At 58.7% G+C, this 17141-nt stretch carries 24 protein-coding genes and 1 tRNA gene; 15 read left to right on the forward strand and 10 right to left on the reverse strand.

What is annotated here, in order from left to right:
- Positions 1–74 precede the first annotated feature (74 nt).
- The gene (locus RA28_RS04525; RefSeq protein ID WP_039525789.1) at positions 75–482 is read left to right on the forward strand and encodes a c-type cytochrome; all 408 of its coding nucleotides are present in this window, start codon (positions 75–77) and stop codon (positions 480–482) included.
- 4 nt (positions 483–486) lie between these two features.
- Here RA28_RS04525 and RA28_RS04530 read toward each other — a convergent pair whose 3' ends face one another.
- Together RA28_RS04530 and RA28_RS04535 are read right to left on the reverse strand one after the other, a co-directional pair.
- Positions 487–1173: a hypothetical protein gene (locus RA28_RS04530; protein WP_039524119.1), complete on the reverse strand. Its 687-nt coding sequence runs from the start codon at positions 1171–1173 to the stop codon at positions 487–489.
- 42 nt (positions 1174–1215) lie between these two features.
- The gene (locus RA28_RS04535; RefSeq protein WP_039524120.1) at positions 1216–1878 is read right to left on the reverse strand and encodes a DNA-3-methyladenine glycosylase I; all 663 of its coding nucleotides are present in this window, start codon (positions 1876–1878) and stop codon (positions 1216–1218) included.
- A 368-nt stretch (positions 1879–2246) separates the two neighbouring features.
- Between RA28_RS04535 and RA28_RS04540 the strand changes: the two genes are divergently transcribed.
- The 8 genes from RA28_RS04540 (at position 2247) to RA28_RS04575 (ending at position 9078) form a co-directional block, all read left to right on the forward strand.
- Positions 2247–3197 (forward strand): ABC transporter substrate-binding protein, encoded by a 951-nt coding sequence (locus tag RA28_RS04540; protein ID WP_039524121.1) that lies wholly within the window; start codon positions 2247–2249, stop codon positions 3195–3197.
- Between the two features lie 10 nt (positions 3198–3207).
- On the forward strand, positions 3208–4257 hold the full coding sequence (locus tag RA28_RS04545) for a quaternary amine ABC transporter ATP-binding protein (RefSeq protein ID WP_039524122.1): 1050 nt from the start codon (positions 3208–3210) through the stop codon (positions 4255–4257).
- On the forward strand, positions 4254–6317 hold the full coding sequence (locus RA28_RS04550) for an ABC transporter permease (RefSeq protein WP_039524123.1): 2064 nt from the start codon (positions 4254–4256) through the stop codon (positions 6315–6317). The genes RA28_RS04545 and RA28_RS04550 overlap by 4 nt, the downstream gene beginning before the upstream one ends.
- A 146-nt stretch (positions 6318–6463) precedes the next feature.
- Positions 6464–6985: a DUF2478 domain-containing protein gene (locus RA28_RS04555; protein ID WP_039525793.1), complete on the forward strand. Its 522-nt coding sequence runs from the start codon at positions 6464–6466 to the stop codon at positions 6983–6985.
- A 390-nt stretch (positions 6986–7375) separates the two neighbouring features.
- Positions 7376–7675: a hypothetical protein gene (locus RA28_RS04560; protein WP_039524124.1), complete on the forward strand. Its 300-nt coding sequence runs from the start codon at positions 7376–7378 to the stop codon at positions 7673–7675.
- 204 nt (positions 7676–7879) lie between these two features.
- Positions 7880–8059 (forward strand): hypothetical protein, encoded by a 180-nt coding sequence (locus tag RA28_RS04565; RefSeq protein WP_039524125.1) that lies wholly within the window; start codon positions 7880–7882, stop codon positions 8057–8059.
- 387 nt (positions 8060–8446) lie between these two features.
- Entirely contained in the window at positions 8447–8632 is a 186-nt protein-coding gene (locus RA28_RS04570) for a hypothetical protein (protein ID WP_039524126.1), read from the forward strand.
- Positions 8629–9078: a helix-turn-helix domain-containing protein gene (locus tag RA28_RS04575; protein WP_039524127.1), complete on the forward strand. Its 450-nt coding sequence runs from the start codon at positions 8629–8631 to the stop codon at positions 9076–9078. Before RA28_RS04570 ends, RA28_RS04575 begins: the two co-directional genes overlap by 4 nt.
- Positions 9079–9312: 234 nt before the next feature.
- On the opposite strand, the gene RA28_RS22635 is transcribed toward RA28_RS04575, so the two are convergent.
- Positions 9313–9396: transfer RNA gene (locus RA28_RS22635), tRNA-Tyr, on the reverse strand.
- Positions 9397–9512: 116 nt separating this feature from the next.
- Between RA28_RS22635 and rlmB the strand changes: the two genes are divergently transcribed.
- From rlmB to RA28_RS04595, 4 genes are all read left to right on the forward strand, one after another.
- A complete protein-coding gene (rlmB, locus tag RA28_RS04580) occupies positions 9513–10286 on the forward strand; it encodes a 23S rRNA (guanosine(2251)-2'-O)-methyltransferase RlmB (RefSeq protein WP_039524128.1) in 774 nt (257 codons plus the stop codon).
- A gap of 66 nt (positions 10287–10352) precedes the next feature.
- A complete protein-coding gene (locus RA28_RS04585) occupies positions 10353–10568 on the forward strand; it encodes a hypothetical protein (RefSeq protein ID WP_342585414.1) in 216 nt (71 codons plus the stop codon).
- Between the two features lie 56 nt (positions 10569–10624).
- Positions 10625–11116, forward strand: coding sequence for a YHS domain-containing (seleno)protein (locus RA28_RS04590; RefSeq protein WP_241481060.1), 492 nt, complete (start codon positions 10625–10627; stop codon positions 11114–11116).
- Between the two features lie 201 nt (positions 11117–11317).
- On the forward strand, positions 11318–11788 hold the full coding sequence (locus tag RA28_RS04595; RefSeq protein ID WP_039524130.1) for a CoA-binding protein: 471 nt from the start codon (positions 11318–11320) through the stop codon (positions 11786–11788).
- Between the two features lie 4 nt (positions 11789–11792).
- Here the strand turns inward: RA28_RS04595 and RA28_RS04600 are convergent, their stop codons facing one another.
- From RA28_RS04600 to hisF, 3 genes are all read right to left on the reverse strand, one after another.
- Positions 11793–12359 (reverse strand): hypothetical protein, encoded by a 567-nt coding sequence (locus RA28_RS04600; protein WP_039524131.1) that lies wholly within the window; start codon positions 12357–12359, stop codon positions 11793–11795.
- A gap of 75 nt (positions 12360–12434) precedes the next feature.
- The gene (locus RA28_RS04605) at positions 12435–12752 is read right to left on the reverse strand and encodes a phosphoribosyl-ATP diphosphatase (RefSeq protein ID WP_039524132.1); all 318 of its coding nucleotides are present in this window, start codon (positions 12750–12752) and stop codon (positions 12435–12437) included.
- Positions 12749–13510 carry an imidazole glycerol phosphate synthase subunit HisF gene (gene hisF, locus RA28_RS04610; RefSeq protein ID WP_039524133.1) on the reverse strand — a complete coding sequence of 254 codons (762 nt, stop codon included), beginning with the start codon at positions 13508–13510 and terminating at the stop codon, positions 12749–12751. Before hisF ends, RA28_RS04605 begins: the two co-directional genes overlap by 4 nt.
- Before the next feature lie 120 nt (positions 13511–13630).
- Here hisF and RA28_RS04615 point away from each other — a divergent pair, with 120 nt between their 5' ends.
- Entirely contained in the window at positions 13631–14077 is a 447-nt protein-coding gene (locus tag RA28_RS04615; RefSeq protein ID WP_039525801.1) for a DUF302 domain-containing protein, read from the forward strand.
- A gap of 12 nt (positions 14078–14089) precedes the next feature.
- On the opposite strand, the gene RA28_RS04620 is transcribed toward RA28_RS04615, so the two are convergent.
- A complete protein-coding gene (locus tag RA28_RS04620; protein WP_039524134.1) occupies positions 14090–14554 on the reverse strand; it encodes a DUF2867 domain-containing protein in 465 nt (154 codons plus the stop codon).
- Positions 14547–15281: a 1-(5-phosphoribosyl)-5-[(5-phosphoribosylamino)methylideneamino]imidazole-4-carboxamide isomerase gene (gene hisA, locus RA28_RS04625; RefSeq protein ID WP_039524135.1), complete on the reverse strand. Its 735-nt coding sequence runs from the start codon at positions 15279–15281 to the stop codon at positions 14547–14549. The genes RA28_RS04620 and hisA overlap by 8 nt, the downstream gene beginning before the upstream one ends.
- 134 nt (positions 15282–15415) lie before the next feature.
- Here hisA and RA28_RS04630 point away from each other — a divergent pair, with 134 nt between their 5' ends.
- Positions 15416–15817, forward strand: coding sequence for a DUF2147 domain-containing protein (locus RA28_RS04630; RefSeq protein WP_039524136.1), 402 nt, complete (start codon positions 15416–15418; stop codon positions 15815–15817).
- A 4-nt stretch (positions 15818–15821) separates the two neighbouring features.
- Here the strand turns inward: RA28_RS04630 and hisH are convergent, their stop codons facing one another.
- Both hisH and hisB read right to left on the reverse strand, forming a co-directional pair.
- Positions 15822–16460 (reverse strand): imidazole glycerol phosphate synthase subunit HisH, encoded by a 639-nt coding sequence (hisH, locus tag RA28_RS04635; RefSeq protein ID WP_039524137.1) that lies wholly within the window; start codon positions 16458–16460, stop codon positions 15822–15824.
- Positions 16461–16518: 58 nt separating this feature from the next.
- Positions 16519–17106, reverse strand: coding sequence for an imidazoleglycerol-phosphate dehydratase HisB (hisB, locus tag RA28_RS04640; protein ID WP_039524138.1), 588 nt, complete (start codon positions 17104–17106; stop codon positions 16519–16521).
- Positions 17107–17141 lie beyond the last annotated feature (35 nt).

A 17141-nucleotide genomic window follows, 5' to 3' on the forward strand; every position in this document is an offset into this window, starting at 1 on the left:
CTCGTTGATCTGGATCATTGCGGCAACCTGCCCGCTGGGCAAGCCTGCAAATGTGTTTTCCAACGGAGGATGATATGACGGGTTGGTTACTTGGATCAGGAGTGTTCGCACTGGCTGTTGGGATCGCACCGATTGCCGCAGCGCAGGACGTGGCAACCGGTGAAGAACTTTACATGCATTACTGCGCAACGTGCCACGGGCTGGATGCCGCCGGGCAGGGGCCCATGGCGGCGGTTCTTGTCATCCAGCCGACCAACCTGAAAACGCTGGCTGATTCAGAAGGTGTCTTTCCCACAGCGCGGGTCGTGGAGCGGATCGACGGGCGTGATCCGTTGGTCAGCCACGGCAGCCCGATGCCGGTTTACGGTCCGTATTTCGAAGGGCAGGACACCGCGATCAAAACGCCAGCGGGCCAGCCGATACTGACCAGCAAGCCAATTGCCGATTTGGTCGAATACCTGAAAACGCTGCAGTCAAACTAGGCCCTCAGCGGCATATCCCTTCGACTTCCGCCCCGGCCCAAGGCAGAAGAACATCGCTTTCACGACGACCGCCGGGCAGTGCGGCAAGATCGAAATGAGGCTGCAACATATCATGCAGTCGCTTTGTGCGCGGCGCACCCGGGTCCAGTGCGCGGCAGCACACGTATTCTTCGACGATTGAACCTTGCTGTTCGAAACCGTAGGCCAGAAAATCGGGTGAGGTGTCCAAATCAAAGAGATAGGGATCAGATAACCGACCATGCTCGGCCGCCGCACGAAGTGGATGATAGCCGGTCGTTTCCCGATTCTGCCATTGCCAGACATGTGTGACCTCATGCGCCAGCAACATAGCGGCGATCAGGTTCATCCGATCAGGGTACTGGGACATGTAGTCGTCAAGGTACCAGTCTTTTGTAAAGTATACCCGATTGAACAGGGCAACCGCCGCCGGCTTTCCGGTTACCGTTTCGGTTTTGACCGGCGGCAGTATTCTCTCGCGGCAGGTGAGACGTGGCCGGGCTTTGCGGGTAAAGGTAACGGCAGCAACCGGCGCGCCCTTCACCAGCCGTACCCGATCAGCATCTACCGTTTCGCCATGAATGTTACCAACAAACGCGCGCTCTTGCGGGGTCAGTTGGCGACCGCAGGATGCAAAAAAGACAAAGGTCAAAATCAGAAAAACGCGGACCATGAGTAGAAGCCTAATACCCGCGCGCGGCGCTGCAAGTCGTTTTCACAGGCTCATTGCCAAAACCCTGCTGATTTCCGTCAATGATCGGCCAGATTGATCCATCCACGTGTTAAATGCCTCTTGAACCGCTGCCATCGCTTTTTTCGAGGTCGCGGGCTTGTCAATAACGCCTTCGGCAATCAATCGTGCGGTCACGTCTTGCGACAGAATAAAGCTATCGCGTCCGGCAAAGCGCATGGCGTATTGTGCTGACGCACCGCCCAGCCGGGATCCGCGTTTTGCCAGCATCGCAAGCAATCCGATGTAGTCGGACGATGGCCATTGGCCCAAAACCTGGCCAGCACCGCTCTCGTCGCGCAGTTCCAACAGAAAGGCCGCGTTGTCGCGAACCGAAGCGATTTTGGTCCCGTTGCGCACAATTCTGGTATCCTGCAGCAGCGCATCGAATTTCTCGTCATCCATAAATGCGCAGCGTCCGACGTCGAATCCGTCAAAGGCTGCTTCAAACCCGTCCCACTTGGCCTCGATCACTTTCCAGCTGAAGCCGGCCTGAAAAACTGTCTTGGAGATAATGGATAGCCAACGGTCATCCGGCATGGCGGCCAGTTCGGCGTGGGGTTTGGGCTTGCTTATGTTGCGCTCCAACGAGTCAGCACCACCGTGGCGATTGGCCGATATTTCATAAATTTCGTCAAAATGGCGCATTGGACTTAACCTCCGATCCGCAAGTGTTGCCGTTTTGTTCGCGCCTTGCAAGCAAATACCTTCTGGAATGCCAGAGGTTTGCCGTGACTTGCGCGTGAAGACAGCGAAACTGGGGTATTTGTAATTGACTGGTCAATCAATTTCCCGCAATCTGCCGCGATGAAAAAGCTGCAAGCGCTGTGACGTCTGTGGTTTGGGGGTGGGGCACAGACGCGAATGCCGATCAGGATTTATCGGCGGCGCTGCAAAATGCTCTCTTTCCTTACCACTTCCAACTCGTGCATGTTGCGGTACAGTCGCTAACTGATACGCCCATGGGTGGGTCACTGGTCCATGTGGGCGAATGAAAGAAGACAGGGAGAAAATACATGAAAAAACTTGGTGTAAGCCTTTTGGCGATGACTGTGGCGGGCGTAGCCCATGCCGCCGACATGGGCGCGGTGGACGAGCCGATCAAACTGGCCATCAACGAATGGACCGGTCAGCATGTCACAACGCATGTCGCGGGTGAGATGCTGAAAGCCGCAGGTTACAACGTCGAATATGTGACAGCCGGAATGATGAACCAGTTCCAGGCGCTGGCCGATGGCGACATCGATGCGACGCTGGAAATCTGGTCGTCGAACGTGTCGGATGAATACGCCAAGAAGATCGACGAAGGCACCGTGGTTGAAATCGGCGATCTGGGTCTTGATGCCAAAGAAGGCATTGCCTACCCCGCGCACGTCGCTGATCTGTGCCCGGGTCTGCCCGCTTGGGAAGCGCTGAAGGAGTGCGCCCAGGTGTTCGCGACGGCTGAAACACTGCCAGGCGGGCGTCTGGTCGATTATCCTGCGGATTGGGGAACCCCCGGCGCGGATCGTATGACCGGTCTTGAATTGCCGTTCAAGGCGGTGCCTGCCGGTTCCGAAGGTGCATTGATCGCCGAACTGCGCGCCTCGACCGAGCGGAAATCGCCGTTGCTGATCACCTTCTGGCAGCCGCATTGGGCCATGTCCGCCTATGACGTCCAATTCGTTGAATTGCCCGCGGGCGAGGAAGCCTGCTTCAACGATCCGGCGTGGGGCCCGAACCCGAACGCCGTAAACGATTGCGACTTCTCGCCGTCGCGCATCTTCAAAGCCAGCTGGAGCGGCATGGAAGATAAATGGCCCGCCGCGTATGAGATCCTGACCAACTATCAGCTGGCGGTCGAAGACCAGCAGCCGATGATGGGCGCGATCGACGTGGATGGCGGCAAAGTCGAAGAAGTCGTCGCGGCGTGGATGTCCGAGAATGAGGGCAAATGGCGTCCGGTTGTCGACGCGGCCACGCAGTGAGCCTGCCTAAGTGACCGACGCAAAGACACCAGCCATCGCCTGCCGGAACCTCTGGCAGGTGTTTGGCCCCGGTGCAGACAAAGCCCTGACCGACGCGCTGTCTCGGTCAGGGGATGATGCCGACAAAGCCGCCGCCGACCTGCGTGAGCACGGGTTCATCCCGGCGGTGCAGGACGCAAATTTCGAGGTCAAAGAGGGCGAGCTTTTTGTCATCATGGGCCTGTCCGGCTCGGGTAAATCAACCCTGATCCGCTGTATCTCGCAACTGTTGCCCGGCACGGGCGGGGAAATCCGTGTGGATGGCGAGAACGTCATGGGCGCATCCAAAAAGGTGCTGACAGACCTGCGCCGCAAAAAGCTGGGCATGGTGTTCCAGCATTTTGGCCTGTTTCCGCATATGACGGTGGCCGAAAACGTGGCCTACCCGCTGCGTGTGCAAGGCGTCGGCAAACAGGAACGTCTGGCGCGGGCGCAAGAGGTGATCTCTCTGGTTGGCCTGGAAGGCCGCGAAGACAGCTTTCCCCGGCAGCTTTCCGGCGGCCAGCGCCAGCGCGTCGGGATTGCCCGCAGCCTCGCCGTAAACCCCGATATCTGGTTTCTGGACGAGCCTTTCTCTGCCCTCGATCCGCTGATCCGCCGCCAGTTGCAGGACGAATTCCTGCGCATTCAGGCGACGCTGAAGAAATCCATCGTGTTCATCACGCATGACATTCAAGAGGCCCTGAAACTGGCCGATCGCATTGCCATCATGCGCGACGGCAAGATCGTGCAGATCGGCACGCCCACGGATATCGTGCTGCGCCCGGTCGACGACTATGTGCGCGAATTCTCGAAAGATGTCGCCAAGGGCCAGCACGCCAAGGTTGCCTCGGTCATGCGCGACGATGATGAACGTGGACCGGATGATCCGGGCCTGACCACATCGATGACGTTGGATGCGGCCCTTGCGCATTGCATGGAACTTTATGAACCCGTGCCCGTGCGTGATGCCGACGGCAATATAGTGGGCACCGTACATCCGTCAGACCTCGCCGCAGCCTTGCAGGTGGATGAGGCATGACCGCCGTCACGGAAATTCCGGCGCAGCACGCCCGCCTATCGACGGGTGCGCAGGCGGCGCTGATTACAGTGATCTTCGGTGCGCTGTGCCTCGCACTCGAAGGCGTCGCCCCGTGGCTGGTCAAATGGCCCGCCGCGTGGGAATTGCCCGCCACCCAGTGGGTCGGCGGGTTTCTCGATTGGTTCCTGAATGGCATCAAACCCGCCATGCGGTTGTTTTCAGACCTGATGACCTATCCGATGAATGCCGCCAACTTCGTGCTGGGCAACACGCCTTGGCCCATTCTCATCGGTATCGTCACCGCCTTGGGCTGGTATCTGGGTGGTCTGCCGATGGCGGCGCTGGGCTTTATCGGGCTCAGCTTCGTGCTGGCCTCGGGCTATTGGGCCGAGAGCATGAACACCCTCGCGCTTGTCGCCGTATCCGTGCCCGTGGCGCTGATCATGGGGGGCGCGATTGGCATCCTTGCCAATGAGGTGCCGCGGGTCAAAGCCTTCGTACAAGCGGCGCTGGACGTGATGCAAACAGTGCCGACCTTCGCCTATCTGACACCGCTGCTGCTGCTTTTCGGCTTCGGCCCGGTGGTTGGCCTGATTGCCTCGGCCATCTATGCCGCCCCGCCGATGGCGCGCAACGTTATGCTGGGACTGGAGCGGGTGGAATCCGAGATCAAAGAGGCCGCCATCATGTCCGGCGGCACCCGTCTGCAACAGCTGTTTCAGGTCGAAATCCCGGCGGCCACCACGCAGATCATGGTTGGCGTGAACCAATGCCTGATGGCCGCCCTGTCGATGGTGATCATCGCCGCCGTCATCGGCGGTTTCAATGATATCGGGTGGGAGGTTCTGCTGACCATGCGCAAGGCGCAGTTCGGCGAATCCCTGATGGCCGGTCTGGTAATTGTCGTCTTCGCCGTGGTCATCGACCGGATGAGCGGCACGTTGGCCACCGAGCGCAAACGCTATGACAGCCGCGTCGTCTGGGCGATGCTGGCCTTCACGGTGCTGTTCACGGCAGCCTTCTGGGCATGGCTGCCGAACCCGTCGGACCTGACGGTGCTCGACCCGATGGCCACCGCGATCGACAACGGCCTGACCGCGTTCACGCAGGCCAATGGCCCTTGGCTGGATGCGCTCAAGAACAACTCTCTGTTCTACGTCCTCTTGCCGCTTCGGATCGGCCTGGATCAGGCGGTGCTGCCGTTCACATGGGGCTTTGCCTGGACACCATCCATGAGCTACGGCCTCTTCGCCATTGGTGCCGCGATCGCGCTGCTGATGGCATGGCGCGGGCACCTGACCGGCGGATTGGTGGTGCTGATCCTGATCGGCATGCTGGAAACCGGCATCTCGAACCTGCCATGGCCCTTTGTCCTGACCGGAGCCGCGGCCTTGGGCTGGGTCGCCGGAGGCTGGCGTCTGGCGGCGCTGTCGGTGGGGCTGCTCTGCACCATCCTCGTCTCGGGCCTGTGGGAGCGTGCCTTGCTCTCGCTCTACCTCAGCGGCGCGGCGGTGTTTTTCTGCGCCGTGTTTGGTGGGTTGATCGGTCTGGCCAGCGCCGTCTGGTCACCGGTCTGGACCGTTGTGCGCCCCATCTGCGACATGCTTCAGACGATCCCGTTGTTCGTGTTCCTGATTCCGGTTCTGATGGTTTTCCAGATCGGAGAATTCTCGGCCTTCCTCGCGATCTGCGCCTATGCGATCGTTCCCATGATCCGCTACACGCGGCACGGGCTGGTCAACACGCCCGAAGAGATGATGGAGGCCGCAATCTCCAGCGGTGCGACGGAATGGCAGATCATGCGCGACGTCCGCGCGCCTTATGCCGCACCGACCATTCTGCTGGGGCTGAACCAGACCATCCTTTACGCCTTCGCGATGCTGGTGATCGCGGCACTGATCGGCACCACTGGTTTGGGCCAGTCGATCTATCTTGCGCTGGGGCAGGCGGATGTGGGGCTGGGCATCTCGGCCGGGGCTGCAATGGCCATTCTGGCGCTGATCGCCGACCGCATGGTGCAGGGTTTTGCCGAAGAACGGCGCAAGGCGCTGGGCCTATAGTGAATGGGCGGGGCGGCTCGACCGCCCCGCTTGGATCAAATGTGCCCTTGGTCTGCGCTTTCGGTGATGCAATTGCCCGGTTGAGTGGCCGACCACCCCAAACCGTGCTAACTCAGGGGCTGGTCTACAATCTTATGGGGTTCGAAATGCATTTGGCCTATGTCACCACCACCGATCGCGGCGCGACCGATCGGCTGCTCAGCGAGGTCGCCGAACGTTTGCTGGACAAAGGGGCCAGACTGTCGGGGGTGGTTCAAACCAACACCGAGTGCGCGGACAACAGTAAATGCGACATGGATCTGAGGGTTTTGCCTGATGGTGAGACCATTCGCATCTCGCAGTCTCTGGGCGCACACTCGCGCGGTTGCCGTCTTGACCCGGCCGCATTGGAACAGGCTGTCGGCTACGTCACCGCATCGCTGGCAGAAGCACCGCAGCTGCTGATCATCAACAAATTCGGCAAGCACGAATCCGATGGCCGCGGATTTCGACCGGTCATTGGTGAGGCCCTTGCGCTGGATATCCCGGTTCTGGTCGGCGTGAACGGCCTTAACGCGGACAAGTTCAAGGCGTTCACTGGCGAAGAAGCGGAAGCCTTGGAGCCAAATCTAGACACCATTCTGGCCTGGTTTGATCGGATCGACACCCAGAGCAATGCGGCAGCGTGATCGACAACTGGCATTCACAGTCTGAAAGCGACAGCCCGTTAATCTGAGCGGGGCGGTAAGAGCAAAGTTGTTGCCGTTCTACTTCGGCAGAGCTGCTCACAACCCCGACAACGTACTAGAGCAAGCCATAGCAGCGAGCTTTGGCAGGAACACCGCAGGTCCACCCACCTTGACGCGTTGACCACGAGCCTTGGCAAACACCGCACGCGTATACCCGCCGTGTGATTGTTGAGACGCGCGACAAGTTGCCCGCGCGTCAGAACCGTTTCAGGCTTGAGGCAGAGCGTCGTCGTGGGCGGTAGCAATCGGTAAGCTTATGCGCCTTACAAAAGCCTGAATTGCCGGAGAAATCGTTTCAAATAATTGAAATGCTGACGAAAGGATTTTTCTATGGTTTGGATTGTTTTTCTTATTCTGGTCGTGCTGATGTGTGGTGCTGCGGCAGTAAAAAACACAGCTTTTACGGTCGTAGCTGTTATTGCGTTTGTCGTCGTTGCCGGGTCTTTGGGGCTGGGAGGCTTTATTACCTCAGCTATCGAGGTTCTGGCCTGCGTCTTGTTGGCAGTATCAGTGGCCTATTTTTTTCTGCCCGAACCAATCCAAAAGTTGATGTGGGACCCGGAGCGTGACGGTGGGTTGAAACCCAAAAAGAAGGAATCGAAATTTGCAGCGCGCAAGCACCTGCGCTAGCCACCCTCAGCCGCATAGACCGCCTCGCAAGGCTTGCCCGTAGCCGGGGTTGGTTTGAGTTTTTCGGGAAATACTGCTATGGTTTCGCCAAGCGCCAAAGAGCGCATGCATACTCCACTACGGGATCATCGATGGGTGGTTAAGTTTAGGAATATGGGGCTCCGATAATCCTGCCGTGAGGCGGGGCCATTAGGAGAGTCCTAAATGAAGTCTATCGAAGCCCTTATTGCATCCAGCAAAATAGTGATCGGCCCAATCGAAGTCACAGGATTAGCGGCCATTCTGATTGTTGTGGCAATCTCAATACCCCTTGCGACTGCGGTCCCAAAGTTGGCGAGACGCGCCGCCGCCAAAGCGTTAAGCAAAGGCGGAGACAAGGTTTAGGTGGTGCGTCCACCGCGCGCGACGGCGCGGGACATTTGCGCCATAATCCGGCCTTTGGACGCTTTGAAGGCCGCCGTGTCGGGTGTCTGGATATAGACAGTCACCGGACGGCGGCCGCCGCATAGACCGCCTTACGCACATTGTCCCAGTTCTGGGCGTCCAGAGCGTCGGACAGGGCCACAACAGCCCACACAGGAGCGCCGTTGTGGTCACTAATCTGCAGACATTCGAGATCAATGATCCGGGCGTTGCAGAATAATATACGTCAAGTTTGGCGGAAAATGCCGGTTGTGCCGTGGTCTAAAACTGATCCCAATCCAGTAAGAACAATGCAGGGGCCGCAGGGCCCCTTTTTTCGTCGGAAACCGAACACGAAAGGAATACGGAATGAAACGAGTGATGATGCTGGCGGTCGTGGCTAGTGTGATCGGCGGCGCAGCGATGGCGCAGCAGGTTAAGTGGTGCGTGGTCACGGAGAGCGGAACAGTTGTCCGGTGTCACGGCAACAAATACGGGTGCGACATGCACGTGACTCAAACCATGGGAACGTCATGCGTGGCCATCGCCCAATGACCAAAGAAGAATTTGGACAAAAGCTTTACGAGGAAATGCGATCTCGGGGATGGAACGAGGACAAACTAGCGCAAAAGGCCCGTATAAACGTTGATTATGTCGGAGAATACTTGGACGGTTTAGTGTTCCCAAACAGCGTTCACTTGGTTCAACTCGCTGATGCCTTGGGACTCAAGCCAAAGGAGTTGCTGCCAGCCGCAGACATCGAAGTTTTGGAGGAAAAAGCCCTCGGTGTATCGAACGAAGGCGCGTTGCCAACGCGAGAGCAAGAAATAGACGCGGCAATCAAATACCAAGAAAATCGTATCGCCGATGCGCAGAACCATCTGGCGAATGTGCTTTGCGATGTCGTCAGCCCAAGGGACGCGAACCGCATAGGTCTGGCTATCAACAGGCTGATTGAAACCAAGTTCGACTATTACCGCACCGTTCAAGACAGCAGCTAGCCGTAAGAATAACACAGCCACAGAGCAGAGCAGGGGGCCGTCAGGCCCCTTTTTCATGCCCGCACACACCAACCAACCGTCCATCACAAACAACGTGCATATCGGCAGGATGAGAGGGTGAGTTGAGGTGCTTAACTGCGGTACACATGGGTCATAACCCATTGAAACTCAATAGCCCTCATTTTCGCTCTGCGGTACACAAGTGCATTGATTTTATTGAATAAAATAGTGAAATGGTGGGCGACCCTGGAATCGAACCAGGCGTGCGTCTCCGCGAGGGAGTTACAGTCCCCTGCCACACCTTGCGGCCTGTCGCCCACGGTCAGGCGTTGCACCTGACGTGAAGGCGTGATTACTAGCGCGCCTAAGGAGCGTCAACAGGAAATTACCCCTTCGACGCAGGAAACCTGTTGTCCGGCCCGGAGGCCCAAGCCATGAAAAAACCCAAATGGGTTGTCGAGAAAGAACAGGCCCGTAAAGCCGCTGCTGCGGAAACTGTTTGGCTGTTCGGATTGCACGCTGTGCGCGATGCGTTGATGAATCCAAAAAGGCAAAAACTGCGATTGCTCGTGACCCGAAATGCGCGTGACAAACTGGCTGAAGCGATTGAGTTTTCCGGTCTGGATGCGGAGGTTGTCGATCCGCGCAAATTCACTGCGCCGATTGATCCGGGATCGGTCCATCAGGGGGCCGCACTTGAGGTGAAGCCATTGGATTGGGGCGGATTGGCCGAGAACTGCATTGGTCGGGAAAACCCGCGTGTGCTGCTTTTGGACCGGGTCACGGATCCGCATAATGTGGGCGCGATCTTGCGCTCGGCCGAAGTGTTGGGCGCCAGCGCAGTGATCGGTACACGGCACCATTCCGCTCCGGAAACGGGCGCTTTGGCCAAAACCGCGAGTGGCGCACTGGAACGGCAACCTTATCTGCGACAGCGGAATCTGGCGGATACAATCACCGATTTGCAGGGCATGGGGTTTTTGGTGCTCGGGTTGGACGGCGAAGCGGATCAGACGATCGAGACCGCCTTGGAGGGGCGTCGGAATCAACCGGTCGCTTTGGTTCTGGGTGCCGAAGGTCCGGGGTTGCGGCAGAAGACAAAAGAAACCGTCGATCAACTGGTCAAGATTGACGCGGCGGGTGGTTTTGGGTCACTCAATGTCTCAAATGCAGCGGCTATCGCCCTATATGCATCCATAGACAGATGACAGGAGGCCGCCATTCCCGCCCCTCAGAAAATTGCCACCTGCTGCTATTGCGGCACCCGCGCCGCATTGGTCCTGAAAGGCAAGCAACAGCATGAATTGAGCTGTTCCAGTTGTGGCGCGCCGTTGCATGATCTCAAGATGATGCCAAAGGCCAAGCTGTCGAAAACAACTCAGCCTTACAAACCCAAGAAAAAGGGTGGCAAGTCGAAGAAAAAGCGAAAATCGCTGTTTTCAAAAGTTCTGGATGAAGCCTGGGACGTGATCGAGGACGTGTTCGACTAGGGCAACCACTGTCGTTCACATCCCTGTCATGGGGGGTTTCGACAAAGGACCCAACAATGCATGTTATGATCTTGGGGTCTAAAGCGGATGAAGCGCTGATGTTTTCAAGACGGGTATTTCTGGCTGGTTTGGCCTGTGCGGCGTATGCGCCGTTTGCGCATGCGCAAGAGGAACCGATGTATTTTTCCGCGGATGGCGCAGCGATATCTGGCTATGACGCCGTGTCCTATTTCAATGGTGGGCAACCATTGCGAGGCGCGGCGGACATCGCGGTGATGTGGAAGGGCGCGATCTGGCATTTTGCCTCGCAGGAGAACCGTGACCAGTTCGAGCGCAATCCGCGTGCCTACGCTCCGCAGTTCGGCGGATATTGCGCGTTGGCCATGGCGCAGGGGAGCCTGAGTTCAACGGACCCCAAAGCATGGAAGATCGTCGACGGGCGGCTCTATCTGACGCATTCACCGGCGATTGAAATAATCTGGGAAAAGAACGTGGATGAATACATCCATCTGGCCGAACAGCACTGGCCGGTAATCCTGTATGAGTGATCGGCGAAAATCCGCCTTTCGTGACTTGTCATCACAAAAATGCGCGCCGCCTCTTTTTTTTCGAGAACTCGTGCCTAAATGTCACAGTGACCGCGGAACGGAACTGCCGCGGGTCATTTCACTGTCCCTCGTTCCAACAACTAGCGCTCAGGATCATCCTGAGCGCTTTTTTCTCGGCTTGATGCTGCTTAGGGTGTCAGCATGACCCAGTATTCCGATGACTACCTGAAAAACGTCCTGCGCCGCACAAAATCTATTGCGGTTGTCGGCGTGTCGACGAATCCGGTGCGACCAAGTTATTACGTGGCGCGTTACCTGTCGCTTAAGGGATACAAGGTCATCCCGGTCAACCCCGGCCATGCCGGGACCGTGTTGTTCGGGCAAACCGTGCGCGCCTCTTTATCCGATGTTGTGGAACCAGTTGATATGGTAGATATATTCCGCAGGTCCGAGGCAGTGCCGCCGATAGTCGACGAAGCCTTGAGCAGTTTTCCGGACCTGCAAACCATCTGGATGCAGATTGGCGTTTCACACCCCGAGGCGGCAAGCAAGGCGCAAGCGCGTGGGGTGGATGTGATTATGAACCGTTGCCCCAAGATCGAGTACCAGCGCCTGTTTGGCGAATTGCGAATGGGTGGGTTCGCCACCGGCGTCATTTCATCCAAGCTCTAGCGGTTTAATTGACTTCCAGCGGTTTGAGGCGGGCAACCTGTTCTTGCCTGCGTTGCTCCAGCACGACCTCGCGCGGGACCCAGTCATAGCGCGTGTCTTCCGGCAATGGGGACCAGTACAGCACGCCGCCATACCGCCACGGGTCCAGAACAACACCTTCGTACATCGAGTCTCCTTTTCGGCTGATTATTGCCGTGCTGTGATCGATTCGAAGCGGGTTATCCGCGTTGGCGATGGCGCGGTGCAGTGTCAGGGTCTTGAAACCTTCCTGCTTCAAGCGGCGTTCAATGTCCTCGGCCCAATGCCAACACAAGCCGCGTGGGCGCAGCCCTTTGTTGACCTTCGCATTGTGGATCAGCGGCGGGTCCGTGATCTCATATTCCTGTACAAGTTGGGCTGTGTAGGAATACGCGATGCGTGCCGCTCGGTCGGCCTCTTCCTCATCGACCCCCGGCCCCAAGTTGCGGATTTCCGACGCAAGGCGCTGAACCTCATCCCCCGTTGTCGGCGGTGGGGTCGAGCAGGCCGCCACGGTCAGCAGGGCAAAAATAAGGGCCAGAGGTTTGATCATTCTTGCGTCCTTCGCTCCGTGTTGGCGCGGTGAAGGATCATAGTGGCGAAGCCGTCGCGACGAAACCCGTTTGAGTTACCCTTTCGGCCGCGCGGCCTTTTCCGCGATCCCGCTGACACCTTGCCGCCGGGCAAGCTCGGCCAGCACATCGTCCAGGGCCACATCGCTCGCGGCCAGCATGACCAGCAGGTGATACAACACATCCGCAGCCTCAGCGGTCAGCTTGTCCCGGTCCCCCTTGGCCACTTCAATGATGGCCTCAATCGCTTCTTCCCCAAACTTCTCGGCGCATTTTTCCGGGCCTTTCGCCAGCAACTTGGCGGTCCAGCTGCTTTCGGGGTCGGTTCCTTTGCGGGCCTCGATCGTTGCCGCCAGATCGTGCAGAATGCTCATGTCAGCCTCATCGGGATGCCGGCGGAGGCCATGTGTTCCTTGGCCTCGCGGATTGTGTATTCACCGAAATGAAAGATCGAGGCCGCCAGAACCGCGCTTGCACCACCTTTGGTCACACCTTCGACCAGATGGTCCAGAGTGCCGACGCCGCCACTGGCAATCACCGGCACGTCCACCGCGTCGCTGATGGCGCGGGTCAGGGGCAGGTTGAACCCGGCCTTGGTGCCGTCACGATCCATCGAGGTCAGCAGGATTTCCCCCGCACCCTTGGCAACAACGGTTTTGGCGAACTCCACTGCGTCAATGCCGGTGGGTTTGCGCCCGCCATGGGTGAAAATCTCCCATTTGCCGGGGCTGACGGTCTTGGCGTCGATGGCGCAGACGATGCACTGGCTGCCGAACTGATCTGCCGCTTCGGCGATCACATCCGGGTTGGCCACCGCCGCCGAGTTGAAGCTGACCTTGTCCGCCCCCGCCAACAGCAGGGCGCGCACGTCTTCCTTGGTCCGCACGCCACCGCCCACGGTCAGGGGCACAAAGCACTGTTCCGCCGTGCGCTGCACCACATCGAACATGGTGCCGCGATTTTCATGCGTGGCATGGATGTCCAGGAAGCAGATCTCATCTGCACCGGCAGTGTCATAGGCCTTGGCCGACTCCACCGGGTCGCCTGCATCGCGCAGGCCAACGAAGTTCACACCTTTGACGACGCGGCCATCGGCGACATCCAGACAGGGAATGATGCGGGTTTTCAGCATGCGGTGTCCTCTATTGGGGGCACCTCTACCGGCAAAGCCCCGCCGATGCCAGACTTGTGATTGTGATCTGCCGCGAAGCCATGGAAATTAGGGATGAAATTCACCAAAAGGAATTCTGATATGAAACATCTTCTGCTGGCTTCACTGCTCACGTTTGGAGGCACCCTGTCCGCCATGGCTGACGACATCATCAAGGTACAAACCGACAAATCCGTGGCCGAGGCGCTGGATGCGCTGGAAGCCGCGGTTGGAAATGCAGGCGCAACCGTCTTCGCCCGTGTGGACCATGCAGCGGGGGCGGAAAAAGTCGGTACGCCGATCCCGCCCAATCAGGTTCTGATTTTCGGCAACCCGGCGCTTGGCACGCCCGCGATGCAGATCGATCCGCGCGCCGGGCTGTTCCTGCCGCTCAAGGTGCAGGCTTATGAGGATGCAAATGGTCAGGTCTGGCTGGCCTATGAGGATCCGAAAGAAACGATGGATGAGCTCGATGAGGTCGAGAATTCACCGGTCATCGAGAAAATGCGCGGCGCATTGAAAAACCTCACAGCCGCCGCTGCGGGCTGATCCGGCGCGGTGTCAGGTGCTTGCGCGGCGCACCCGCGCAAGCGCATTGCGCGCGATCAGGATGTGAAACGGCATGATCGCTGCAAGATACAAGCGCCCACCCAGATTGTGCCGATGCACCCATGTGGCGAGCGAAATCCGTCCGTTATCCGACATTACCGAAACCCGGAAATCGAGGTGCCGGTCGTTGAACCCGGCGATCACCTCGGTCTCGTCATCGTGTTCAACCGGAAATATGCCCAATTTATCGGTGGCCTCGGGCCCGGATTTACTCAGCCCGAATGGTGCCACCAATATGCCGCGCAAACGCAGCAGGGCCTCGGCCCACGCGGGAAAGCGAGTGATGATCTCTGCGGCCTGACGCGGGGGCAGGTCCGATGCGACGCTGTAGCAGTCCAGAAAATCACCATCCGCCCGGCGCTTATGCAGCAGGCTTTTGGCGGGAAGCTCGGATCGTTTCACGCGTGCTTTAAACATCTGGGTGCTCTCCGAGCGCCATCAGCGCCTCTTTCAGATCAATCGCCCCATCATACAGCGCACGGCCCGAAATCGCACCGTTCAGGCCTGCGCCACAATCGCGCAGGGCGATCAGGTCGGCAATCGAAGACACGCCGCCGGATGCGATGACGGGAATATCAACCGCCTGTGCCAGCGCGGCAGTGGCATCTATATTCGGGCCCTGCATCGCACCATCGCGGTTAATGTCGGTGTAGATGATCGCGGCAACGCCCGCGTCCTCGAAACTGCGGGCGAGGTCCGTGACCTGCACATCCGTTTCTTCGGCCCAGCCCTTGGTGGCGACCAAACCATTACGGGCATCGATGCCCACGGCGACCTTGCCGGGAAAAGCCTTGGCCGCTTCGCGTACAAGCTCGGGGTTTTCGACCGCAACCGTGCCCAGAATGACGCGCGCCAGACCTTTGTCGATCCACGCCTCGATCGTTGCCATGTCGCGGATACCACCGCCCAGCTGCGCGGGTACGTTGCAGGCTTTCAGGATGGCCTCGACCGGGGCGGCATTGACCGGCGCGCCCGCAAAGGCCCCGTTCAGGTCCACCAGATGCAGCCATTCGCACCCGGCCTCGACAAAAGCGCGGGCCTGCGCCGCGGGATCATCGTTAAAGACGGTCGCCTTGTCCATTTCACCGCGCAGCAGGCGCACGGCCTGGCCGTCTTTTAGGTCGATAGCGGGGTAGAGGATCATGTCGGGCGGCCCTATATCTCTGTTACATGCGCGGCATATCGCACAAGCGGGGCAGGGGATGCAACGCGACGCCAAGTCATTCTTGCCCGACGCCGACAGGCAGGTCAGACTGACAACAATACAGGGAGAACATCATGAAGAAACTTATTCTTGCGGCGGGTCTTACTGCGATGGCAACCAGCGCGTATGCGGCCGATCCGGTTGACGGTCTTTGGAAAACCGCCGCTGGCGAAACAGGCGGCTACCTGCATGTCTCGATTTCCGAATGCGGCAGCGCGGTTTGCGGTACCATCGACAGCGCATTCAGCGCCGACGGCAACCAGAACCTGGAATACGAAAATCTCGGTAAACAGATCATCTGGGACATGGTGCCCGAAGGCGGCGGGAGCTACGACAACGGCCAGATTTGGGACCCGGAGAGTGACAAGACCTACAAGTCAAAAATGACGCTGGACAGTCAGAATAAGCTGACGGTCAAAGGCTGCGTTGCTGGTGGTCTGGTTTGTAAGGGTCAAACCTGGACGCGCGTTCAGTAGTCGCTCAGGGCGTCCAGGTCAGGAAGTTCCTGATCATCCGCAGGCCCACATCCTGGCTTTTTTCCGGGTGGAACTGCATTCCGACCATCGTGTCGCGGCCAATCACGGCCGTGACTTCCTGCCCATACTCCACATAGGCCAGCCGCTGTGCCGGATCGCTGACGCGGAAGTGGTAGGAATGCACGAAATAGGTGTGATCGCCCGATTTCACCCCGTCAAAGACCGGGTGATCGCTTTCCAGAACCAGATCGTTCCAGCCCATATGCGGCACTTTTAGCGTGCTGTCCGATGGCTCGATCCTGACGACATCACCGGCAACCCAATCCAGACCGTCGGCCTCGGTATATTCATGCCCCTTGGTCGCCATCAGTTGCATCCCGACGCAGATGCCCAGAAACGGGCGGGCTTTTTGCTCGACCGCCTCGACCATCGCGTCATAGATGCCCTTATGGCCGCGCAACTCTGCCGCGCAGGCGGGGAAAGCGCCATCACCGGGCAAAACCAGCCGATCCGCCCGCGCAACGACATCAGCATCCGAGGTCACGACAACCTCGCCCGCGTCCACCTCGCGCGCCATGCGCTGAAACGCTTTCTCTGCCGAGTGCAGATTGCCGCTTTCATAGTCAATGATGGCTGTCAGCATCTGAATCCTTTCTGCGCGCAGCTTGCCCGAAAACCGGTGCCCTCTTTTCGGGCTGCGCTTACAGTGCGCCCTTGGTGGACGGGATCGCGTCCGCCTTGCGCGGGTCGGTTTCAACCGCCAGCCGCAGCGCGCGTGCGACTGCCTTAAAGGCGGCCTCGGCGATGTGATGGCTGTTGAAGCCGTGCAGCTGGTTGATATGCAGGGTGATGCCACCATGCGTGCTGAGCGCCTGAAAGAACTCGCGCACCAGTTCGGTGTCGAACGTGCCGATCTTTGGCGTGGGCAGGTCTACGTTCCAGATCAGGTAGGGACGGCCCGACAGGTCCAGCGCACAGCGCACCTGCGCATCATCCATCGGCAAATGGCATTCACCATAGCGCCGAATGCCTTTCTTGTCGCCCAGAGCCTCGGCCAAAGCCTGACCCAGTGCGATGCCGGTATCCTCGACCGTATGGTGGTCGTCGATGTGGTAATCGCCCTTGGCGCGGATCGTCATGTCGATCAGCGAATGCCGCGCCAACTGGTCCAGCATATGATCAAAGAACCCGACGCCGGTCTGGTTGTCATACTGGCCGGTGCCGTCCAGATTGACCTCGACCGAGATTTCGGTCTCGGCGGTCTGACGGCTGATCTTTGCGCTGCGCATGGGCGAATTCCTTTTGCTACAGGCGCGCTTATAGA

The sequence above is a fragment of the Ruegeria sp. ANG-S4 genome (assembly GCF_000814005.1).
In the GTDB taxonomy this organism is placed as follows: Bacteria; Pseudomonadota; Alphaproteobacteria; order Rhodobacterales; family Rhodobacteraceae; genus Ruegeria.

What these genes read in the sequence shown, in the direction of transcription:
- hisF (WP_039524133.1), bottom strand. Translation starts at nt 13,510, where the DNA reads ATGCTGAAAACCCGCATCATTCCCTGTCTGGATGTCGCCGATGGCCGC.
- RA28_RS04600 (WP_039524131.1), bottom strand. Translation starts at nt 12,359, where the DNA reads ATGATCAAACCTCTGGCCCTTATTTTTGCCCTGCTGACCGTGGCGGCC.
- RA28_RS04575 (WP_039524127.1), top strand. Translation starts at nt 8,629, where the DNA reads ATGACCAAAGAAGAATTTGGACAAAAGCTTTACGAGGAAATGCGATCT.
- hisH (WP_039524137.1), bottom strand. Translation starts at nt 16,460, where the DNA reads ATGCTGACAGCCATCATTGACTATGAAAGCGGCAATCTGCACTCGGCA.
- RA28_RS04550 (WP_039524123.1), top strand. Translation starts at nt 4,254, where the DNA reads ATGACCGCCGTCACGGAAATTCCGGCGCAGCACGCCCGCCTATCGACG.
- hisB (WP_039524138.1), bottom strand. Translation starts at nt 17,106, where the DNA reads ATGCGCAGCGCAAAGATCAGCCGTCAGACCGCCGAGACCGAAATCTCG.
- RA28_RS04535 (WP_039524120.1), bottom strand. Translation starts at nt 1,878, where the DNA reads ATGCGCCATTTTGACGAAATTTATGAAATATCGGCCAATCGCCACGGT.
- RA28_RS04530 (WP_039524119.1), bottom strand. Translation starts at nt 1,173, where the DNA reads ATGGTCCGCGTTTTTCTGATTTTGACCTTTGTCTTTTTTGCATCCTGC.
- RA28_RS04555 (WP_039525793.1), top strand. Translation starts at nt 6,464, where the DNA reads ATGCATTTGGCCTATGTCACCACCACCGATCGCGGCGCGACCGATCGG.
- RA28_RS04620 (WP_039524134.1), bottom strand. Translation starts at nt 14,554, where the DNA reads ATGTTTAAAGCACGCGTGAAACGATCCGAGCTTCCCGCCAAAAGCCTG.
- RA28_RS04565 (WP_039524125.1), top strand. Translation starts at nt 7,880, where the DNA reads ATGAAGTCTATCGAAGCCCTTATTGCATCCAGCAAAATAGTGATCGGC.
- hisA (WP_039524135.1), bottom strand. Translation starts at nt 15,281, where the DNA reads ATGATCCTCTACCCCGCTATCGACCTAAAAGACGGCCAGGCCGTGCGC.
- RA28_RS04590 (WP_241481060.1), top strand. Translation starts at nt 10,625, where the DNA reads ATGCATGTTATGATCTTGGGGTCTAAAGCGGATGAAGCGCTGATGTTT.
- RA28_RS04595 (WP_039524130.1), top strand. Translation starts at nt 11,318, where the DNA reads ATGACCCAGTATTCCGATGACTACCTGAAAAACGTCCTGCGCCGCACA.
- RA28_RS04560 (WP_039524124.1), top strand. Translation starts at nt 7,376, where the DNA reads ATGGTTTGGATTGTTTTTCTTATTCTGGTCGTGCTGATGTGTGGTGCT.
- RA28_RS04540 (WP_039524121.1), top strand. Translation starts at nt 2,247, where the DNA reads ATGAAAAAACTTGGTGTAAGCCTTTTGGCGATGACTGTGGCGGGCGTA.
- RA28_RS04605 (WP_039524132.1), bottom strand. Translation starts at nt 12,752, where the DNA reads ATGAGCATTCTGCACGATCTGGCGGCAACGATCGAGGCCCGCAAAGGA.
- RA28_RS04630 (WP_039524136.1), top strand. Translation starts at nt 15,416, where the DNA reads ATGAAGAAACTTATTCTTGCGGCGGGTCTTACTGCGATGGCAACCAGC.
- rlmB (WP_039524128.1), top strand. Translation starts at nt 9,513, where the DNA reads ATGAAAAAACCCAAATGGGTTGTCGAGAAAGAACAGGCCCGTAAAGCC.
- RA28_RS04570 (WP_039524126.1), top strand. Translation starts at nt 8,447, where the DNA reads ATGAAACGAGTGATGATGCTGGCGGTCGTGGCTAGTGTGATCGGCGGC.
- RA28_RS04615 (WP_039525801.1), top strand. Translation starts at nt 13,631, where the DNA reads ATGAAACATCTTCTGCTGGCTTCACTGCTCACGTTTGGAGGCACCCTG.
- RA28_RS04525 (WP_039525789.1), top strand. Translation starts at nt 75, where the DNA reads ATGACGGGTTGGTTACTTGGATCAGGAGTGTTCGCACTGGCTGTTGGG.